This window comes from Shinella sp. OV683, from assembly GCF_057787725.1.
Genome location: NZ_CM173543.1, coordinates 1,680,317 through 1,700,858, shown reverse-complemented (window position 1 = coordinate 1,700,858; position 20,542 = coordinate 1,680,317). Strand labels below are relative to the sequence as shown.

Here is a 20,542-nt window from a genome sequence, read left to right as displayed (position 1 = left end):
CGCACCGTCGCTATCTGGAAAGCCATGCCCGCGCCCTCGCGACCATCATGTTCTTGGCCGAGATAATCACATCTCGGACCTGCTTGATTTGTGTCATGGCCCACGCAAACCAGGGATAGGTCAGAAGCTTGCCGTGACCAGCCTCATAGATACGCTCTACAATCAGGAACGTCATGAGGTAAGCGAAGATCAGCAGGACGATGCCGGTGATAACAAGGCCACGCGCCACCAGATACAGCGCGAAAACCTTGAGCGGCTCGGCAATGGCAAACGGTACGCCGAACAGGATCAGGATCGTGAACCGCGGCAGTGGCTCTATCGCCGCCCGGAACCGCTCCATGATCCGTCGCGTGGCAATCCAGTCGAGGATCGGCCGATAGATCGGCCGCACCAGATCATCGATCAACAGGATAATGGCAAGAACGATGCTGAATGGCCACAGCAGCCATCGCCAGGGAGATTTATCAGGCGGAAGGGTCACAGATTTTCACGTCTAGCTGGCCCTTCACGGGCACTCGGGAAACAGGCGGCGTATGCTCATGACATTTTCATGACCTGGCATAGATAGCGCTTGGATATCCCGAATTCAAAGGGAATGACTACAGACTCCCGCACAGCAGATTTGCGGTGCGAGCGGCCGAGATCTGCCGACATTTCCCTTTGCCTATAAGAGGAAATCGCCCTTCGTCAGGTGGATGATGCCTGTGAGCTCAACCTGGAAATCGGCGCGTCCATCCAGATTGGTGTCGCCATAGATAATCGTCATGTCCTTGGCGGTACCGGCATGGTCGAATGTGCGGTAGGTCAGTTCGCCCGCCTTGCCGGTAAAATCGCCCTGCCCGCGCCAGACGAAGGCCTGGTCGCCGGCAAGCTTGGTATTTGCATCAATGGCCTTGAAGCTCAGGATGTCGCCGTCGCCGAAATCGGTGATAATATCGCGCTTGTCGGCTCCCGAAAGCGGATCAAACGAGCCGTTGTTGACGAACCCAGACATGCCCGGTGCGGAATCCTTGATCGAGACGAAGATGAACGTGTCGTGGCCGGCGCCGCCGGTCATTGTGTCGACTCCCTTGCCGCCGATGAGCTTGTCATCGCCGCCGCCACCCTTGATGACGTCGTCACCGCCCTTGCCGTCGAGAACATCGTCGTTCTTGCCGCCGACAAGCTTGTCGTCGCCCGTGCCGCCTGGAATCTGCTCGACGACATCGGTGACCGAAATCTTGACCGATTGGGAGTCCTCGTAACTCGAGCCGATGGCCGGATCGTCCAGCCGCACCGTAACATCGAGCTTCAGATTGGTCTCGAAATCGAGCTTGGCGCCCGCCTTCAGCCATAGATCGCCGTTGCGGATTTCAAAGAGCGACGCATCTGCGCCAGCCAGCGAAAGCGTATTGGTGCCTCCATCCACATCGCCGATGGCAATATCGGCCACCTTGCGGGCGGACGCGGTTGAGGCATCTTCGGCAATTGACGTGAATTTCTGGGTCAGCGTCAGGCTGGGCGCATCGTTGACAGCATCGACATCGAAATTGAATGTCGACTGAACCGGCGCCGAGCCATCCTCGTTGCCGTCTTCGACCTCGACTTTGAAGGATGCAGCTGACGTTTCCGAGCCGTCATGCTTGAAGGTGACAAGGCCGGCTGCCAGCTGCGCTCCGGTAAAGCTCATGGCTGCCGTGCCATTGACCTTGACGGTGCCATGGCTGAGCGACGAGATCGTGAATGTGACGCCGGAAGCACCATCGTCCGGATCCGAGAAGTTGAGGTCAGTCGTGGTCAGCGCATAGCTTCCGCCTTCGAGCACGGTGGCGGCCAGATCGCCGGTGAGCAGGGGTGCGTCATTCTCGATCTGCACACCCGTGGTCGAGCCGACATTGTTCAGCGTCGTAACCGCGTTATTACCAGCGGCATCACGGATCGTGCCGCCATTCAGGTCGATGGTCGTCGCGACCGAGACGCCGTCCATGTCCATCTGGCTATCCTGGACAGTCATCCGGAACACCAATGCGCTGGAGCCACTGCCGCTGACATACGTTGCATAGACCGTGCCGCCCGTATCGAGCGTGATCGCAATCCGCGGTGTGCCGCCTGTCGTGTCGATGACGACCGCCTCCGAAACATTGACGGTGAAATCGAGATTCTGGCCTCCCTCGTAGACGCTATCGGCTGGCACGCTCACACTCGATACTGTGGGTGCGATCCCGTCGACGACAATAGCGTGCTGCCCAGCGATCGAATGAGCACCACCCGTTGTCGGCAAGGTCAGGACAGCGTCGATATGAGAGCCGCCAACACCCCTGATCGTGGCGCCGTTCAGCGTCAACGCGGCCGTTGAGGCAAAATCGAGATCGGCGCTCTGGTCGCCGGCCTGCACGATATAGCTGAATGTCAGCGTATCCGTCCCCGATCCGGAGACATACACGATGTTGCGGTCCGTCGTTCCGGTTTCGAGCAGCAGTGTGGGAGTCCCGCCCGTTGTATCGACAGAAACCGCCTCATCGAAACTGACAGTGACGGTGATCACATCGCCTACATGGTAACTGCCATCCGCATTGGTCACCGACACATCGCTGACGACGGGACTTGGCTGCGCGATCGACAGCGAGATCGTGTCGGTGTCAGTCTGGGTACCGCCCGAGCCTGTATTCCCGAGATCGCTCGATGTGATCTGAATGATGGCGGCACCGTAATAGCCCGGCGTCGGAGCATAGACCATGCCGCTGAGCGCCGTGTTGATGGCAGTCAGCGTGCCTTCAAATGTCATGGTCAAATCGCCTGCACCACTGCCGACGAGAAAGGAGAGACCGGTGGTACCCGAAAGGGTCAGATCGCCATGGGTGACCGTCAACGTGACACGGACCGTATTAGAACCCGCATCCACGTCGGAAACCGAGATCAGATTGCCGTTGCCGCTGTTGAAAGTGATGCTCACATCCTGTTCGCCGCTTTGCGTTCCCGGCACGGTATTGACCGGCGCGTCATTGGCGGCCGACACGGTGAGCGTCACCGTCGTGCTGGCGGCTTCGCTGCTGCCGGTTCCAGAGTTGCCGGGATCGCTGCCGGTATTGCCGCCGTCATCGATTGCCGCCGTAAGCGTCACGTTGCCTGTCGCATTGGCAGCGGTCGTGAAAGTAACGTTACTTCCGGCGACAAAGGCGTTGATATCGGCGATCGAGCCGGTGAGCGTCATGCTGCCTGTTCCGGTGCCAGAGACGACAACGCCGCTGCCGCTGGTCGCAGCCAGCGTGCCGGACCCGACCGAGAGGGTTGCGGTAACCTGCCCGTTACCCGCATCGACATCCGAAAAGCTGATTCCTGACAGGGCCGAGGCGACATCCTCGCTGACAGCAATCGATCCCGGCGCCGTGATCGTGGGCGCATCGTTGACGGCAGTGACCTCCAGAGTGACGGTCTGGCTGTCGGTCTTGGCACCGCCACTACCGGTGTTGCCGCCATCGTCGATCGAGGCCGTGAGCGTGACGTCACTCGTGGCATTGCTGGCCGTCGTGAACGCAACGTGACTAGCAGCGATGTAGCTGTTGATATTGGCGATCGTGCCCGTCAACGTCAGGGCAGTCACAGAGCCGCCAATGGTAACGCCGCTCCCGCTGGTGGCGGCAAGGCTTCCCGAACCGACAGAAAGCGTCACCGTGACATTGGAACTGCCGGCATCCACATCTGAAAAACTGATCCCCGTAACAGCGGTCGACGTATCCTCGTCAACGGCAATAGACGCTGGAACGCTGACGACAGGCGCGTCGTTGGCTGCGCTGACGGAAAGCACCTTTGTGGCGACGCTGCTGTCGGTCGTCCCGTCGTTGACGCTGAACGAAATTGTCCTGTTGCTGGTATTCGGGGCGTCCGAAGAGTCGCTGTAGGTCACCGATTGCAAGGCGGCCTGCCATTGGGCAAGCGTTGCCGTTCCACCGCTCGATATCAGCGTCATCACCCCGGTCGTGCTGTCAAACGACGCCGAGATGTTACCCATCGTCGAGCCATTATTGACGAAGGCCAGCACATCCTCGCCAGAGTGGTAATTGCCGGTGATCGAGACCGTGGCGGTGGCCAATGTCGAATTATCGGCGTCCGAAAGCGTCAGGCCGCTGTCGACCACTTGTACCGAGCCTTCGGCAGCCGCCGTGGTTCCGCCAGATGTCACCGCGACAGGCGCATCGTTCGCCGCAACCACGCTGACCGTCGCTGCGATGGAAAGCGCCGATGTATCGACGCCGCCGCTGGCCGTGCCGCCATTGTCCTGGATCGACGTCAGCGTCACGACCCGGTCGGCCTCGGTCGGCGTATCGCTCGCATTGCGGTAGCTGATACCGTCGACCAAAGTTGCATAGGCCGAAGCGCTCAGCCCGGCAGTCTTGGTCAAGGTCACCGTGGCGGTAGAGCCAACCAAGGTCACCGAGACAGTCATCCCATTGCCTGTCGTGGTGACCGAATTGCCATTGGTCAGCGCGATATCGGTGCCGTCGATATGCAGGATCTCGCTTGCACCGTCTGTCACGTGGCTGACGGTGAGAGCAAGTCCCTTGAGGTTTTGGCCGGATTCGAAGGCGGACGCCGTGACACCCGAAAACAGGTCAACGCCGGCATCGTTTTCCGTATATGTCACGGTGCCGCCCGTGGCCGAAAGTGTCGGTGCATCGTTAACAGGCGTCATCGCAACGGTCGAAGTGATGCTCGTCGATACCGTGTTGTTGCTGCCACCACTGTCGGTCAGGCCAGTAATCGTCACGACGCGGCTCGTGCTGCCCGGATCGTTGCTGCTGTTGGTATAGGTCATGCCATCGATCAGCGAGGCCATCTGGGCGTCGCTCCGCGTCATGCCACTGAGCGTGATCGTGGCAGTCCCGCTGCTGACACTTACGGAATAGCTGCCAATGCCGGAGATGGTGCCGGAATTGCCATTGGTCAGCGAGACGGTCGTTCCACCAATCGACAACGTCTCGGATGCGCCGTTCGACACATTGGTGACGGTCATCGTCATGCCGGCAAAGGTCTGGCCGGAATCGTTGGTCGCAGTGCTGACGCTGCCGAACAGGTCGACAGCCGATCCATTTTCCGTGAAGCTCGGGCTCACCCCTGTCGCTGTCGCCGTTGGAGAAGCGAGAGGCACGACGGCGTCGGCGATCTGGAAATTGTTGATCGCTCCCCAGCCAGCCCCGGAGGAGAACGTGATACGAACTTCATCGACGTAATCGAAGGTGGCATCGAATGTCGGCAGAACGCTCGTACCATCAGTATTCGAGACAAAAGTCGTCGAGGCAACCTGGACACCATCGTGATAACCGACAACGACAACGTCCTCGCCTGTCCAACCACCCCAGTCGTACCATTCGAACCCATTGAGCTGGAATTCAGAGCCGTCGGCGCTTTTGATTTCGAATCCAGCCCAGCCGGTCAAGGATAGATCCGTATCAAAAGTAGTCAGACCGGTAACGACAGCTCCGCCGGTCGACAGCTCGTTGTCGTCGTGCCATTCAATAGGCACATCAATCTTCGTGCCGCTGGTGTCGCTGATATTGTATATTTGAAATGTGATGCCAGACAGATCCGTGGACCCGCCCTCGCCATCCTCGGCGATACCGTCAGCCCAGTCAGTTGGGTCGTCGGAGGTGAAAGTCAGCGTCCCGGACGCAAGCAGCCCGGCATAGCCGGGAATCGACAACAGCTGCGCCTCAATGGCGCCGATGCGGCTATCGAGCACCCAGTCGCCGCCAAGCTCTGCCATGCCGGTTGGTGTGGCCGATGCCGCGACATCGGCTCCGGTCGCATTCGCCCAGGCGGCAATGTAGGCCCGGCCCTGTTCACCGGACGCGGCCTCGCAGCCATAGAGCAGGATATCGCCAGTTGCTGTCAGCGCATTCCCGAGCGCACCCAACTCATCTCTTCGTGCCTGCACAACGGAAAGATCGAGCAGCATATTGCCGAGCAAAAGCGCGCCCGGCTGGCCGTGGGAGATGATGTGGACGGCATCATAGCCGGATTTGCCGTGCGCCCATTCCGCGAGCTGAGACAGTCCGTCCCGCGACGCATCGATCCATGCGATTTCAGCACGCGGCGGAAGAGCTTCAACGATGCTTGTGGCATCGGCGACCCCGGCATCGATGAAGAATATCTGGCGCGCTGGGTTGCGTTCGGCAACGGTGATCGCGAACTCGGTCATGGCTTCCCCCGGGAAAATGATGTCGGACGAAATGGGCAGCAAACCGGACGGCGTGCCCTCGATCCCCTCGATGAACTCTGGGATTCGCGTAGCACCTCCCCCGCGAACCCGCCTCGTTACACTTGCCGATAGCTCAGCAAGACTTCCAAACGGCCTTCTACAGCGCCGCGCGTCTTAAGAGACGCGCAAAGGTCGCTGTAGCACTTTGAATTGCTGCATAATTTTGTCCTTAAATCGATTCCGATTTAAGGAATTATGCAGTAGCCTAGAACCGCCATTTCAGGCCGACCCGCACGGTGTCGAAGGCGACATCGTTCTTGAAGCGCGGAAATGCTCCCGTCGGCACCAGTGCAGCGCCGGTGGCCGTGATCGAGCCGAAATCGTAATGCAGGTATTCAACACCGATCGACCATTGCGGCTTGATGCGCCATTCGGCGCCGGCGCCCACGACCCAGCCTGCCCTGACGCCATCTTTCGAGACATCCATCAGCCCCTGCGTGGGGAAGATTGTCGTGTCAAACGCGCGCACATTGATATCGGCAATTGCCACACCGCCGGTACCGTAGAGAAGCACGTCCGATACCGCGACGCCGGCCCGTGCGCGGGCGCTGGAGGTCCAGTCCATGCCAAAGCTGGTGCGCGTGTCGCTGACAATTGCCGATGTGCCGGTCCCACTCAAATTCGCCACATCGAAATCGACGACGCCACCCAGCACGAATGCTGCACTGCCAAAATCGAACTGCCGGTCGCAACCCGCCTCGACCCCGCCGACAAAACCGGAATCCCTTGAGCTGATCGTCTCGTAAGGTCCGGCCGCGCTGTTCCAGGAAAAGCCCGTTCGCGCAAATGGTCCTTTGGTGAACGGCGAATCGGTCGCGTCCGCAGTGGCGCGTCCCGCGCCCACATGCGCGCCGAAATAACAGCTGTTCCATGAGGGTGACGTGGCCTCCGGAGTGAAAAAATCAGCAGCGGAAGCAGTGGAAACGCCGAGCAACATCAAACCTGAAGCGGAGGTCGCAAAAAGCAAACGATTGGCCAAGAAACGTCCCCAAATCCAGGATTTATCAGAATGAATATACGCAACTTCATGATGTTAATGACACCACTATATCGCGACCTGCAAATTAAGAAAAGCTGCGTTTGAAGTTTTGGAAAGAAGTGATGCCTTTCTAACACGACTGTGCTTCCAGCCTTTCGAGGAGACCAAAAGGACTTTCAGCCAGCCGCCGCGCCTGATAGAGCCCAAAGCTGGAAAATCCGCGAAATCCAGGCGGAATGTTGATATCGATCCGGAGGAATAGTCCCGATGCCCGCCTTTAATCCACTTGTCTCCCGGCTGTCACCTCCGCCCATCCCATCCGTGCTTGCCTGGGCAACAGCCTATGACGGCGCACGTGGACCGCTGATCGACCTGAGCCAGGCCGTGCCCGGCTACCCGCCCCACCCCGACATGCTGGCATGGCTGGCCGAGATGGCGGGTTCCCGCCGGTATACCGGCTATGGTGCGATCGAGGGCGAGGACGTGCTGCGCGCGGCCTATGCGGCCCATGTTTCGGAACTCTATGGCGCGCCGGTGGCTGCCGCCAACATTCACATCACCTCGGGGGCCAACCAGGCCTTCATGTGCCTGGCGATGGCCGTTGCGGGCTATGGCGATACGGTCGTCATGACCAACCCCTTCTATTTCAATCAGGAAACCACGCTTGCAATGCTCGGCATCAAGTCCGCGCTGATAGTCTGCGACCCGCAAAAATCCTTCCTGCCGGATATTGATGCGGTCAAGGCTGCGCTGGTACCAGGCATGAAGGCACTGGTTCTTGTGACGCCGAACAACCCCACCGGCGCGGTCTATCCTGCTTCACTGCTGCACGAAATCTTCATGCGATGCCGCGAGAACGGCACGTGGCTGATCCTCGACGAAACCTATCGAGACTTCCTCGACGAGGGTTCGGGGTCGCCGCACGACCTCCTCTCCATCCCGAACTGGGAAGACACTCTTGCCCTGACCTACAGTTTTTCCAAGTCCTACTGCATTCCGGGTCACCGCCTCGGTGCGATTACCGCCGGCGAGGCGATGGTCGATCAGGTCGCCAAGATCATGGATAACCTGCAGATCTGTGCGCCGCGCGCGCCGCAAGCTGCTGTTGCCAAGGCAATTCCGGCACTTTCGGATTGGAGAAAAAGCAATCGCGGCGAAATCACGGTGCGCGCTCAGGCGCTGAAGGATGTGATGAGCAGGTTGCCGCAGTGGGGGCTTCAGGCAATCGGCGCGTACTTCGCCTATATTCGCCATCCATTTGGTGATGTACCATCAGAGCGTGTCGCCGAGCAGCTAGCGAGAGAGGCTGGAATCGTCTGCCTACCCGGCATGTATTTCGGCGAGCGACAGGAAAACTACCTGCGCTTTGCCTTTGCCAATGCCGATGCGCCGACGATCCGGAAGCTGGAAGAACGGCTGGCTGGCTTCAGTATCTGATATCGATGACGCCGCCGACACTGCCGGCGGCGTCAGATTGATTTAGGCCAATGCGTGGTCCTTGCCGACATTCGGGCGGTTGGCCACGACGATCCCGACCACCGCTGCAATCGGAATGAGCCACGGCGCGTAATCCAGAAGGCCAAGGCTGCCAGTAAGCGTCGAGTAGTTGACCATCACCAGCACTGCCGCAACGGACAATCCCGCAGTGGACAGGATGGCGATCAACAGGTTGAGCGCCAAACCACTTGCGCCATGGCGTGTTTTCCAGGTGAAGATCACCACCGAGAGCGAGGTCGCCGCCTGCAACAGGATAATGCCGAGCGCCGCCAGGCCGAAGGTGCTCGAAAGCACTGTCATCAGCGGATCGGCATCGCCGATGGCAAACAGTGCCACGACTGCGGAGCTGATCACAGAGACGACCACGCTGGCGACATGTGGCGACTGCAGTTTTGGATGCAGCTTCGCCAACGAGCGAGGCAGCATGCCTTCGCGACCCAGAGCAAAGAGATAACGAGCGGCTGCATTGTGCAAGGCGATCGTTGCGGCAAGCGCGCTGGTCACCATCAGGAATTCCGCCGCGACGATGAAGCCCGGATGCAGGTATTGGGCGAAGGCGCGGAACACCAGGGTACCCGGATTTTCAGCCGCTTCCGCGACGACCTTGTCGTCACCAAAAGCGATGATGACGCTCCACATCGCGATGGCATAGAAGACGGCGATGAAAAGCACGGCCGCGATCACTGCCCGGCTGACGGTGCGATGTCCCTCGCGGGCTTCCTCGCTGTAGATGGCTGCGGATTCGAAGCCCAGGAAGGACACGAAGGCAAACATCAGGCCGATGCCCAGCGAACCGCTGAAGATCGCTGACGGAGCGAAGGATGTGAACGTTACCGTCGCGGCACTGCCGGGCGAGAAGACGGCGACAACCAAGGCTACCAGGATCAGCACTTCCAGCGTCAGCAAAACAGACAACACGCGTGCACCGAGGGTGATCTCGCGATATCCGACCAATCCGACCAGCAGCAGCGAGACTGCGGCCCAAATCTTCCAGGAGATATCAAGACTGAGATTTTCAGCAAAGAACAGGCTTGCGAAGAAACCGAATCCCGCGGCGCTGCCGATGACCATCATGCCATAGACGACGATGGCCACATAAGCCGCGGCGCCACCAGCGTAGCGCCCGAGCCCATGGCGGACATAGGCATAGAATGCGCCGCCGTGGCGGACATGCGGGCTCATGCGCACGAAGCCGACGGCAAACAGGATCAGCACGAAGCCGGCGATCAGGTAGGATCCCGGCATGCCGACGCCGTTGCCGAGCAGCACGCCGAGCGCACCGTTGCTGACGATGGCCGCCAGTGGTGCGGCCGCCGCGACGACCAGGAAGAAGATATCAAGAGCCCGTAGCGAGCGTGTGGGCGAAGTAACAGTTGACATGGTGGTTGTCCGAAAAAGACTGAAGATGAGATGGCGACGCCGATGCAGTCCTGCTGTTATGGCAGGGTAACCCGCTTGCCTGCGAGAGGCGTCGGGAATGGCCCACGCAGCAACTTATCGTTCTCGTCAAAGAATTTCGCCGAAGCAGTGCCGGTAAACGTATCGCCAGCAACCGCCATCTCGTAGGAGATTTCGCCGCGGGTTGCAAATTTGTGCGTCGTGCGATCGGCGGTGATCTCTACGAATTTGCCGATGATCTTGCCGTCCTTGTTGATCCAGACGCCTTTGCCATCGCTGTCGCTGGTGTTCTCGTCGCCAGCATCGGGATTGGCCTGCTGCATGGTGCCGTCGGCGTTGAAGACGAACATGTGGTAGGCAAATGGCGCATCGGCTGCCTTGACGAACCATGTGCCGACGATGGGGTCGCCCTTGGCGGCGTCCTCGGCCGCAGCCGGAGCAAGCATGGCGCCTGCGCAGAACAGCCCAATGGCCGCAGCCGGCGCCAACGTCTTGGCCAGTCTAGATCTTGAAATTCGCATCTGAAGTCTCCCAGTTGTCGTTTGTTTCCCGCCCCCTGCCGCCCCCAATTGTCATTGTTTTTCTTGGGAGCGTTTCGTGGCCGGGCAGTCTCAGGTTATCCGTTGTGCCAAGGGCGCCACATGACCTTGGCCTCATTCCAGTTGTCCTCGCCGTCGGGCGATGACGGCGTGTAGCGTGCGCCCGGAACCTCGCGCGATGGCAAGGTCCAAGTGCCGCGTTCGACCAGCCGATTGATGTTGGCGCGATAGATTTCGTCGACCGCGGCATGACGTTCGGGATCCTTGTTGAGCCAGAGATTGCGGGGATGGATGGGCTTTTCATACATGCGCGAGAAGAGCTCGGTGCGCAGATCCTTCATCCAGTTGGAATTGAGGTTCATGGCGCGGAACTGCCGCAGGGCCTCGATATCGATCATGCTCGCAACCATGGTATTGGCGCCGCTCGACGAGTAGGAGGTGATGTTGCCGCGATAATCGACGATGTGGCCATTGCCGCCGGCAATGTCGATCGGATGCTTCGAGCTTGGCGACAGATAGACCGGGCCGACATTCGGGCAAAGCATGTAGACGCTGTTGAAATCGGCATGGGCGCGGTTCTGGATCATCCAGCTGCCACCACCGGGATAGCCGGAGCCCGTCATCGGCATGGCTTCGGAGGGACGATAGACGACTTCAGCACCGCTGAATGCAAGCGCCCGCACCGCCTCCGGATATTCGCCATCCGAGCAGCAGATCGTACCGATATTGCCGATATCGTCGGTGCGCAACACCGGGTAAAAGGCCTCGGGGCCATCGCCGAACAGCTCCACCCAGCGGTCATAGACATCGTGAGGGGTGCAGCTGCGTTCACGGCACCAGATGTGGTTCTTGGCGGCGCGATGCACGACCTCGCCCTTGCGGTCGATGACGAACAGCGTGTTGAAGAAGCGGTCCTTCATCACATCCGGCCAGCGCGCCTTGCACTGGCCGATAATGTAGGTGTCGTAGTGCCGTGCGAGCTTGCCGAGCGCCTCGGTTTCCTCACCGGGCAGGTCGATGAACATGTCCTTCGCTGCCGTCACATGCGGCACGTCGAAGATCTCGTCGGTGAAGCCGGTCAGTGCGCCCTCGGCCAGCGCGACGACGCGCACGGGCGCGTTGATCGAGCAGATCGAGATCGAGGCGTGAATGGCCTCCTCGATGGTTTCGAGATTGTGCCGGATGTGCCGGCGCTCGGCGATGCCGGTGACGATGGTTGAAAGCCCGATCGCCATATAGGGCGCGACATAATCCGGACGTTTGGTCATTTGCTTCTTCCATTCACTGCTTGCTGGGGTTGATAGAGAGACGGGCCGAATGCTGCGTCGCACTGATGCGCGAGGCTGATTCCTGGCGATTCCGATGTCCCTCAATTCCCCTGAAGTGGCTGGAGTGTAGGCAAACTTGCAGAGCCGGGGATATCATACTGAAGTACGACATCGGCTCAGCCGGCCGCGTGATGGCAGTCCGGGACGGTCGATGATTGTTTTAGGGTGGATGGCCGCTGTCTATTGCGGCAATGGAGATGTGCCGCGGCTGTCATGAAGCTTCTTCATGAGTTCGGCGCGGCTGCGAACGCCGGCCTTGGCCAGGACGCGGCTGACATGCGTCTTCACCGTCGGCAGCTCGATATTGAGACGCCGGCAGATTTCCTTGTTGCAGATCGCAGCACCGATCAGGGTGGCGATTTGCTGCTCGCGCGGCGTCAGTCCCTCGATGCCCTGAAATTGGTCGTCTTCGGCAGGAAGCTCGAACACGCTGCCTTCGACGAACTCGACGAGCTTTTCGAGGAACGTCAGATTGTCCGAGGTGAAGGCACCGGTTGCTTCATTGCGCAGCAGCGACGCCCCGGCGACGATCTGCGAGCCGCGGCGGAAATAGAGTTCGGTCTGATGCGCTGCCTTCTGCGGCGTCAGGAACTTTTCGAAATATTCCAGCGTATCAGGGTCATGATGGGCGGAATCGCGGCTCAGTAACTGCAAGCGTGCGCCCGACTGGCTCATACGCCCCGGGTGAAGCGGGTCGAACCGCCAGAAGTGATGATAGTAGCGATCCAGCCAATAAGGCGAGAGGCTGAACAACTGATGGCCCAGCACGTGTCGGCCACCCTCGACACGATAAAAACAGCATCCCGTCAACGGCATCGCCGATGTCACGAGGGATAGGAAATGATCACCAAAAACTGCCCGGTCGAACTGCATCCGGTCGCCTGACTGAGGATACTATGTGGAAAAACTGCAGATAAACTGCAATCCCATATGCTAGCACCGCTTCTTCACGTCCGCCAAGCAAAATATCCGGGGCGTGAGGCCCCAGTAATATCATAGCCCTGTGCGGCTAAACCCTCGCCCGCGATTTGAGCCACCGGTCGAAAGCAACCGCCAGGATCAGAATCAACCCGATGACCACAGACTGGGTGTAGGACGAGACATTGTTGAACTGCAGGCCGTTTTGCAGCACGCCGATCAGGGCGGCACCTACAACGGTCCCCCCAACGCTACCGATGCCGCCGAACAGGGATGTGCCGCCAATCACGACAGCCGAGATGACCGTCAATTCATAGCCCAGCCCGGCCACGGCTTCCGCCGAGTTCAGGCGCGCCGCAAGCACGAAGGCTGCGAGCCCTGAAAAAAAGCCGACGATGACGTAAACGGAAATCAATATCCGATCGACCCGCAGACCCGACAGCCGCGCCGCCTCCGCATTGCCGCCAACGGCGTAGACTGCACGGCCATAGCGCGTATAGCGCAGCACGATGTGGCAGAGGATCGCCGCCACCGCAAAGATGATCACCGGCACAGGCACTGGCCCCACGAGACCTGTGCCGAACCAACGCATGCCGGACGTAAAGCCGGAGATCGGGCCGCCGTTAGAAAGCATCAATGTCAAGCCGCGAAAGATCGTCAACCCGCCCAGCGTGACCACGAACGGCGGCACCTTCAGTCGGGTAATCGCCAGTCCTTGCAAACCACCGCCTGCCGCACCGACAATCACCGCCGCCAGCAGTGCCGCAAACCAGCCATAGCCAGTGCCTTCCGACGCCGACAGCGACAGCGTACTGGCCGCACCACCCTTGGCAACGATCGCCGCCACCATGCCGCACAGCGCCAGCAGCGCCCCGACGCTCAGGTCGATGCCGGCAGTCAGAATGACGAAGGTCATGCCAAGCGCAATCAGCCCGGTGATCGAGATCTGCCGCATGATATTGAAGACATTGATCGGATCGATGAAACTCGGCTTCAGCGCCGTGAACACCGCCATCAGGATGATCAGGAACAGCAAGGGGCCGAACTGCTTGAGAATGCGGAAGATATTGGGCCCCTTGCGCTCGGCCGTGTCCGTCGTCGTGGTCATCAAGCGTCTCCCCGCCGCTGCCCGTTATGATTTGAACCCAGCGCCATCAGCGCCATGAGTTTTTCCTCGGTCGCCTCGACCGCCGGCATTTCGCCGGTGATCCGGCCCTGGCGCATGGTAGCGATGCGGTCGCTCACCGCCAGCACTTCAGGCAACTCGGACGAAATCACCATCACCGCAATACCGCGGGCAGCAAGTTGCACAAGGATCTGATGGACTTCCGCCTTGGCACCGACATCGACCCCGCGTGTCGGCTCGTCAACGATCAGGACTTTGGGGTCTCGTGCAAGCCAGCGGGCGATGATGACCTTCTGCTGATTGCCTCCGGAAAGGCCCTCAATCGCCTGGTCAGGCGACGCCATGCGGATCGACAGCGCCTTCTTGTATTCGGCCAGCGCCAGCTTCTCGCGTCCCTCGGCCATGAAGCCCAAGCCATTCGAATAGGTATCGAGCGATGCCACCGAGAAATTCTGCTGGATGCCCAGCATGGCAAAAATCGCCTGGTGCTTGCGGTCTTCCGGCACCAGCCCGATGCCGAGATCGATGGCGTCGGCCGGCGATTTCGGCGCAATCGGCTTGCCATCGAGTTCAATCGTTCCCGCAGCAATACGGTCGGCACCGAAGATCGCCCGCGCAAGTTCGGTGCGGCCTGAGCCGACCAGCCCGGCAACGCCGAGGATTTCGCCTGCCTTCAGGTCAAGGTCGACGTCGTCGAGAACGATGGCATGCGGCGCTTCAGGATCACGCACAGTGCGAAGGCCACGGACGCTAAGACGTACGGCCCCGGCGACCTCGCGCTGGCTCGGCCGTGCGTAAAGTTCGGAGGCAGCCCGGCCCACCATCTTTTCGATGATCTGCGGAAGCGGGATTGGCTGGCCATTCTCGCGCAGAAGATGCCCCGCCAGTCGGCCATCGCGCAGCACGGTCATCCGGTCGCATATCGCGCTCGCCTCCTCCAGCCGGTGCGTCACGAACATGATGGCGACGCCTTCCTTGCGCAGCCGATCCATAATGCCGAGCAGCTTCTGTACCTCGGATTCCGTCAGCGCCGAAGTCGGCTCATCCATGATGATCAGCCGGCCTTTGATCGAAAGCGCCCGGGCGATTTCGACAAGCTGCTGCTCGGCAACCGAAAGGGCGGAGACCGGCGTATCCGGGTCAATGGTGAGGCCAACGCGAGCGATGTGCCCGCGCGTCTCCTGCCGCATCCGCCGCCAGTCGATCAGCCCGACCACGCCGGTGGGCGCGCGGCCGATGAAGATGTTCTCGGCAACCGAAAGCGTCGGGATCAGGCTGAGTTCCTGATAGATGGTGACGATACCCGCCCGCTTGGCTGCATCGGGGCTCGACGGCCGGTAATCGGCCCCGGAAAAGACGATGCTGCCGCTCGATGGCGGCTGCGCACCGGATAGTATCTTCAGCAGCGTCGACTTGCCCGCACCATTCTCGCCCAGCAGCCCGAGGATCTCCCCCGGGCGCACATCGAGCGAAACGTCGCGCAGCGCCGCAACACCGGAAAAGTGCTTTGATATGCCGTTCACTTCGAGCAGCGGCGCATCAGGTTGTTCCGCGGCAGCCAGCGCAGCCATCGGCCTCTCCCAAATTCAATTGCTGTATGCGCGTTGCCGGCGCGGCGTCATGAGACGGCACGCCGGCAATTCGACTTCAGTTACTTGGCTTCGCCGATACGCTCGGCCTTGTCGATATTGTCCTTGCCGATCACGATCGGGGTCAGGAGCACGAGCTTTTCCTTCGGCTCGGTCTTGTCCTTGGCATAGGCGACCGCTATCTTGACTGCGGTGCGTGACTGCTCGCCCGGGAATTGCTCGACCGTACCGGCAAGCTTGCCGTCGCGGACAGCGACAAGTGCTTCCGGAAGCGCATCGAAGCCGTAGATCTTCACATCGCTGAAGCCGCGGGCCGCGCAGGCCTCCAGGGCCCCAAGCGCCATATCATCGTTGGCACAGATGATCGCATCCGGCTTGCCATTGGCTGACAGGCCGGCTTCCGTGACCGCCAGACCCTGGTCGCGGGCAAAGTTCCCCGTTTGCTCGAAGATGATCTGGTACTTGTCCTTCAACGGATCGAGGACGTTGTGAACGCCCTTGTTGCGATCGATTGCCGGACCGGCACCCGGCTGGCCTTGCAAATGGAACAGCTTGGCGCCATTCGGGAAGGCATCGACCACGGCTTGCGCCTCGGCTTCACCGCCCTTGACATTGTCCGCGCCGACATGGGCGAGGATGCCATCCACGCCATCGACACGGCGGTCGATGGTGACGACGGGTACGCCAGCCTGGATGGCCTGCTCGATGGCCGGCGCAAGCGCATTGACGTCAAGCGGGGAAATAACGATGGCATTGACCTTCTGGACGATCGCCGCTTCGATATCGGCGGTCTGCTTGGGCGCGGAATTCTGTCCATCACTCTCGATGATATCAACGCCCTGCGCTTGGGCCTCAGCCTTGATCTGGTTGAGCATGTGCACGAAGAACGGGAAGCCGAGATTGGGCACCGAGCCCAGGATCGTCAATTTATCGGCGGCAAATGCGCCCGGAGCTAATGTTGCAAGAGTGGCAAGTGCTACGGACGACAATAAAAAATCGCGTCTATTCATAAAACTATCCTCCTCCAAGGTTTCACGAAAGTGCGCAATTCTCCTCAAGGCGCACATCGCCGGGAAAACATATGGAGCGGAACAAGATAACGCAAGAGTAGACCGGCTCAAAAAGCGAGCGCTCACTCTCGGTAGGCGTGATAATGATGCCCCCTCCCGCATCAGCGGAAGGGGATCTGCAAATAGTGTCAATTCACCGAATGCAGCGTCACCGACGCCCCGGCAGCCGCAACGTTGAGACCGAGTTGTCCCGTCAGGCTGACGACCTGCAACTGCACGGAGCCTCCAGTACCGCCGATTAGCACATTGGCACCGACGCCGGCCCCGAGGGTCGCCTCGGCGGCAGCGCCCATATAGATGCCGCCCAGCGAACCATGGTGATAGCCGGCCGTCGGTGCAAACACCGCCCAGACGAGCCGGCCTTGCGTCGTATAGCCAAGGTCGATACCGAGCTTCTTGACCGATCCGGCATAGTGGTCAGGGCGATCTCCCCGGAAGCTTGAGCGGAAAACGCAATCAAGCTCCTTGGCCGAACCAAGGAGATAGCCGCCGCCGCTGCCGATGTCGCAGGTCAGCGTACCGATCTTGACGCCGCTATGGCCGTCCGTTTCTTCGTAGGTCGGTGCATTGTCCCTATAGGAAAGGTCGGCAGCGTGGACAGCCATGGCGCCAGCGAGAGCCAGTGAGGTTGCGGCAAATGTCGTGGCAAGTGTCTTGTTCATCATTCTTTCCTTCTAAAATCACGACCGATGCGTGAAGCGCGGCCATTCAGCCCATGAACAACGAATGTTGTCGGCATGCGTTCCGGACGACGCATGCGACAGACAGCCTCATCGTTCAGCTTCCATTGGGACTTTTAAAAGGCGTGTGGGGGTGAAAGGCGATATCGCATCGAGTTCCATGAAGGCGACGAACTGCGGTCGTCGGACGAACTGTAGTCGTCGATTGTCTCAACATCATCCTATTGATTATGCCACGACCGTCAGCTTGCGCTTGCGCTCATCCAGCAGCACGATCGTCAATCCACTCGCAACGAACTGTTTTATTTTCACCTAAAGGCAGTCAAACTACGCAAAATTGTGAAATATATTTCATGATGTGAATTATATTGACAGTCCGTATCCATCTGCGCATATTCCGCCTCACCGGGGTTCGAGGAGGAATTCTGGTTCCACCAATCATTCGCCGCTCGGTCGGCGACCATAGCAATTTTGGGAAGGCTTCGGCCTCGAGGAGGAATCTTGCGTAAATTTCTAGGCACAATGGTACTTGCGGCACTGGCATCGACGGCTCTGTCGGCCGGCTTCGCGCATGCTGCCGACGACAATCCGTTCCGGTGCAAGCCGGGCGAAAAATACGTGATGAACGTCATGGTCTCGGGCGTCGAATACTGGTTCCCGGTCTATGAAATGTTCAAGCAGGCCGGCAAGCAGTTCGGCTGCGAAACCGAATATACCGGCACGCCGGAATATGACGTCAACAAGCAGATCGCCAGCTTCGACCAGGCACTGGCGCAGAACCCGGCGGGCATTCTCGTCCATCCGATGAACTCCGATCCGTTCATCGAGCCGATCAACCGCGCCATCGATCAGGGCACGGCTGTCGTGACCTTCGCGGCGGATTCCCCGCTTTCCAAGCGCGTCTCGTTCATCACCTCGGACAACACCCGCGAAGGCACCTATGCGGCCGATGCGATCGCGGCGAAGCTGGGCGGCAAGGGCGAATATGCCGTGCTGGAAAACCCCGGACAGGACAATCACGACAAGCGCATCTCGGCCTTCATCGCCCGCATGACGGAAAAGTATCCGGACATGAAGCTGGTCGGTCGCGCTGCGTCCAACCAGGATCCGACCAAGGCCTATCAGGGCCTGATGAGCATCATCCAGGCCAATCCGAACCTCGGTGCCGTGTTCATGCCGGAAGCCAATTCCGCCATCGGCGCTGCCCAGGCCAACAAGGAAAGCGGCGGCAAGATCCTCGTCATGTGCGCCGACGTCAACGCCAACATCCTCGACATGATCAAGGCCGGCGAAGTGTTCGGCTCGATCAACCCGAACCAGGGCATGCAGGGCTATATGGGCTTCATGCTGCTGTGGCTTGCCAAGCATCCCGACCTTATCGACCCGATGAACGACGCCAAGCGCTCCGGCTTCAACGGCATGAGCGTTCCGTTCGTCGACAACGGCCTGTCGATCGTCACTGCTGAAAATGCGGACGACTTCTACTGGGACAAGTACCTCAAGCGTCGCGGCACCAAGGGCATCGACGAGTAACCACGAGGACATCCGGCAAGCCATGCGCGCCATGGCTTGCCGGACGCGACAAGACAGCATGAATGCAATGAGCGAGTGGAGGCGTACGACATGACATCAGATCCGGTCCTGACGATCCGAAATGTTTCGAAGTCCTACGGCTCCATCACCGCACTCACCGATGTCGGCATGACATTGGAGCGCGGCGAAATTCACGCCCTGTGCGGTGAAAACGGTGCCGGAAAATCGACGTTGATGAACATCATCGCCGGTATTGTCCAGCCCAATGGCGGCGAAATCCTGATTGACGGCCGGCCGGCCAAGATCGCCTCGCCTGCCGCAGCCCAAAGACTTGGCATCGGCCTCGTGCACCAGGAGATCGCGCTCTGCCCGGATGCCACGGTTGCCGAAAACATCTTCATGGCCGCGACCACCCTGCGGCGTAAACCGCTGATGAATTTTCGCCAGCTTAACGACGACGCCAGGAGGATCATGCATCGGCTGGCGCCGATCGCCGTCGAGCGCAAGGTTGCCGAACTCTCCATTTCAAACCAGCAACTCGTCGAAATCGCCAAGGCGCTGTCCTTGGATTGTCGCATCCTGATCTTCGACGAACCGACTGCGGCGCTCACCGAAAGCGAGACACGCACTCTGTTCGACATCATTCGCCAGATGAAGGCGCAGGGCATCTCGATCATCTACATCAGCCACCGAATGGCCGAGATCTTCAGCCTCTGCGACCGCGTCACGGTGTTTCGTGACGGACGCCATGTCTGCACCGATCGCGTCGCCGACATCGACGCCGATCATATCATGCGCCGCATGGTCGGACGCGAGATCACTCAGCTCTACCCCGAAAAAGCGGATCCCCAAAGTGCCTCCCAAGCACCGCTTCTCTCGGTCCGCAATCTCGGCGATGGCGATCGCTTCGCCCATGTCGATCTCGACGTCCGCAAAGGCGAGATCCTCGGTGTCGGCGGTCTGATCGGCGCTGGCCGCAGCGAGATCGCCCAGGCGATTTGCGGCCTGAGGCCGGTCAGGGAAGGCGATGTCAGCCTCAATGGCGAGCCACTGACGATCCATCATTACAAGGACGCGATCAGGCGCGGCATCGTCTACCTCTCGGAGGACCGTAAGGGCTCCGGCGTATTTCTAGACCTGTCGATCGCCTCCAACATTTCAGCGCTCAATCTCGATGCCATCACCAACCGTTTCGGCCTGCTTGATCGAAAACGCGAAGAGGCGCAGGCACGCGATCTCAGCCGCAAGCTCGGCGTCCGCATGGGCGGCATCGATTATCCGGTATCGTCGCTCAGCGGCGGCAACCAGCAGAAGGTGGCGATCTCCAAGCAGCTTACCGTCGATCCCAAAGTAATGATCATGGACGAGCCAACGCGCGGCATCGATGTCGGCGCCAAGTCGGAAATCCATCGCCTGCTGCGTGATCTCGCCAATTCCGGCATCGGCGTGGTGGTCATCTCGTCCGAACTGCCTGAATTGATCGGCCTCTGCGACCGCGTCGTCGTCGTCCACGAGGGCACCATCGCCGGCGAGCTCAGCGATGAGGCCCTGACCGAAGAAAACATTATCCGGCTCGCCTCGGGTATCAAACTCGACGGCGAAGGCGACAGGCCGCCGGAGGTCCGCAATGTCGGATAAGACCAATAGGGA

14 protein-coding genes and 1 pseudogene are annotated in these 20,542 nt (G+C 59.9%); 3 read left to right on the top strand and 12 right to left on the bottom strand.

From position 1 onward, the window contains the following. Window positions 1-10: 10 nt before the first annotated feature. From ACXHRN_RS08100 to ACXHRN_RS08090, 3 genes are all read right to left on the bottom strand, one after another. A complete protein-coding gene (locus tag ACXHRN_RS08100) occupies window positions 11-481 on the bottom strand; it encodes a hypothetical protein (RefSeq protein ID WP_488640807.1) in 471 nt (156 codons plus the stop codon). A gap of 183 nt (window positions 482-664) precedes the next feature. Next, entirely contained in the window at window positions 665-6,175 is a 5,511-nt protein-coding gene (locus tag ACXHRN_RS08095) for a DUF4347 domain-containing protein (protein ID WP_488640806.1), read from the bottom strand. Between the two features lie 265 nt (window positions 6,176-6,440). Beyond that, complete coding sequence (locus ACXHRN_RS08090; RefSeq protein ID WP_488640805.1) at window positions 6,441-7,214, bottom strand: outer membrane protein; 774 nt, start codon at window positions 7,212-7,214, stop codon at window positions 6,441-6,443. A gap of 267 nt (window positions 7,215-7,481) precedes the next feature. Between ACXHRN_RS08090 and ACXHRN_RS08085 the strand changes: the two genes are divergently transcribed. Next, window positions 7,482-8,651 carry an aminotransferase gene (locus ACXHRN_RS08085; RefSeq protein WP_488640804.1) on the top strand — a complete coding sequence of 390 codons (1,170 nt, stop codon included), beginning with the start codon at window positions 7,482-7,484 and terminating at the stop codon, window positions 8,649-8,651. A 42-nt stretch (window positions 8,652-8,693) separates the two neighbouring features. Here the strand turns inward: ACXHRN_RS08085 and ACXHRN_RS08080 are convergent, their stop codons facing one another. The 9 genes and pseudogenes from ACXHRN_RS08080 to ACXHRN_RS08040 form a co-directional block, all read right to left on the bottom strand. After that, on the bottom strand, window positions 8,694-10,091 hold the full coding sequence (locus ACXHRN_RS08080) for an APC family permease (protein WP_488640803.1): 1,398 nt from the start codon (window positions 10,089-10,091) through the stop codon (window positions 8,694-8,696). 56 nt (window positions 10,092-10,147) lie between these two features. Then, window positions 10,148-10,630, bottom strand: coding sequence for a hypothetical protein (locus ACXHRN_RS08075; protein WP_488640802.1), 483 nt, complete (start codon window positions 10,628-10,630; stop codon window positions 10,148-10,150). Window positions 10,631-10,725: 95 nt separating this feature from the next. Then, entirely contained in the window at window positions 10,726-11,916 is a 1,191-nt protein-coding gene (locus ACXHRN_RS08070; RefSeq protein WP_488640801.1) for a nitrilase-related carbon-nitrogen hydrolase, read from the bottom strand. 240 nt (window positions 11,917-12,156) lie between these two features. Continuing rightward, complete coding sequence (locus ACXHRN_RS08065; RefSeq protein WP_488640800.1) at window positions 12,157-12,849, bottom strand: helix-turn-helix transcriptional regulator; 693 nt, start codon at window positions 12,847-12,849, stop codon at window positions 12,157-12,159. 136 nt (window positions 12,850-12,985) lie between these two features. Further along, window positions 12,986-14,002, bottom strand: coding sequence for an ABC transporter permease (locus ACXHRN_RS08060; protein ID WP_488640799.1), 1,017 nt, complete (start codon window positions 14,000-14,002; stop codon window positions 12,986-12,988). After that, the gene (locus tag ACXHRN_RS08055) at window positions 14,002-15,090 is read right to left on the bottom strand and encodes a sugar ABC transporter ATP-binding protein (protein WP_488641860.1); all 1,089 of its coding nucleotides are present in this window, start codon (window positions 15,088-15,090) and stop codon (window positions 14,002-14,004) included. The genes ACXHRN_RS08060 and ACXHRN_RS08055 overlap by 1 nt, the downstream gene beginning before the upstream one ends. Then, window positions 15,064-15,492: pseudogene (locus ACXHRN_RS08050) on the bottom strand (ATP-binding cassette domain-containing protein); the annotation flags it as partial. The pseudogene ACXHRN_RS08050 and the gene ACXHRN_RS08055, both read right to left, overlap by 27 nt. A gap of 179 nt (window positions 15,493-15,671) precedes the next feature. Beyond that, window positions 15,672-16,619 (bottom strand): substrate-binding domain-containing protein, encoded by a 948-nt coding sequence (locus tag ACXHRN_RS08045; RefSeq protein WP_488640798.1) that lies wholly within the window; start codon window positions 16,617-16,619, stop codon window positions 15,672-15,674. A gap of 188 nt (window positions 16,620-16,807) precedes the next feature. Beyond that, entirely contained in the window at window positions 16,808-17,341 is a 534-nt protein-coding gene (locus ACXHRN_RS08040) for a DUF992 domain-containing protein (RefSeq protein ID WP_488641859.1), read from the bottom strand. Window positions 17,342-17,860: 519 nt separating this feature from the next. On the opposite strand from ACXHRN_RS08040, the gene ACXHRN_RS08035 reads away from it, so the two are divergent. After that, window positions 17,861-18,892: a substrate-binding domain-containing protein gene (locus tag ACXHRN_RS08035; RefSeq protein ID WP_488640797.1), complete on the top strand. Its 1,032-nt coding sequence runs from the start codon at window positions 17,861-17,863 to the stop codon at window positions 18,890-18,892. A 90-nt stretch (window positions 18,893-18,982) separates the two neighbouring features. Continuing rightward, on the top strand, window positions 18,983-20,530 hold the full coding sequence (locus ACXHRN_RS08030) for a sugar ABC transporter ATP-binding protein (RefSeq protein ID WP_488640796.1): 1,548 nt from the start codon (window positions 18,983-18,985) through the stop codon (window positions 20,528-20,530). Window positions 20,531-20,542 lie beyond the last annotated feature (12 nt).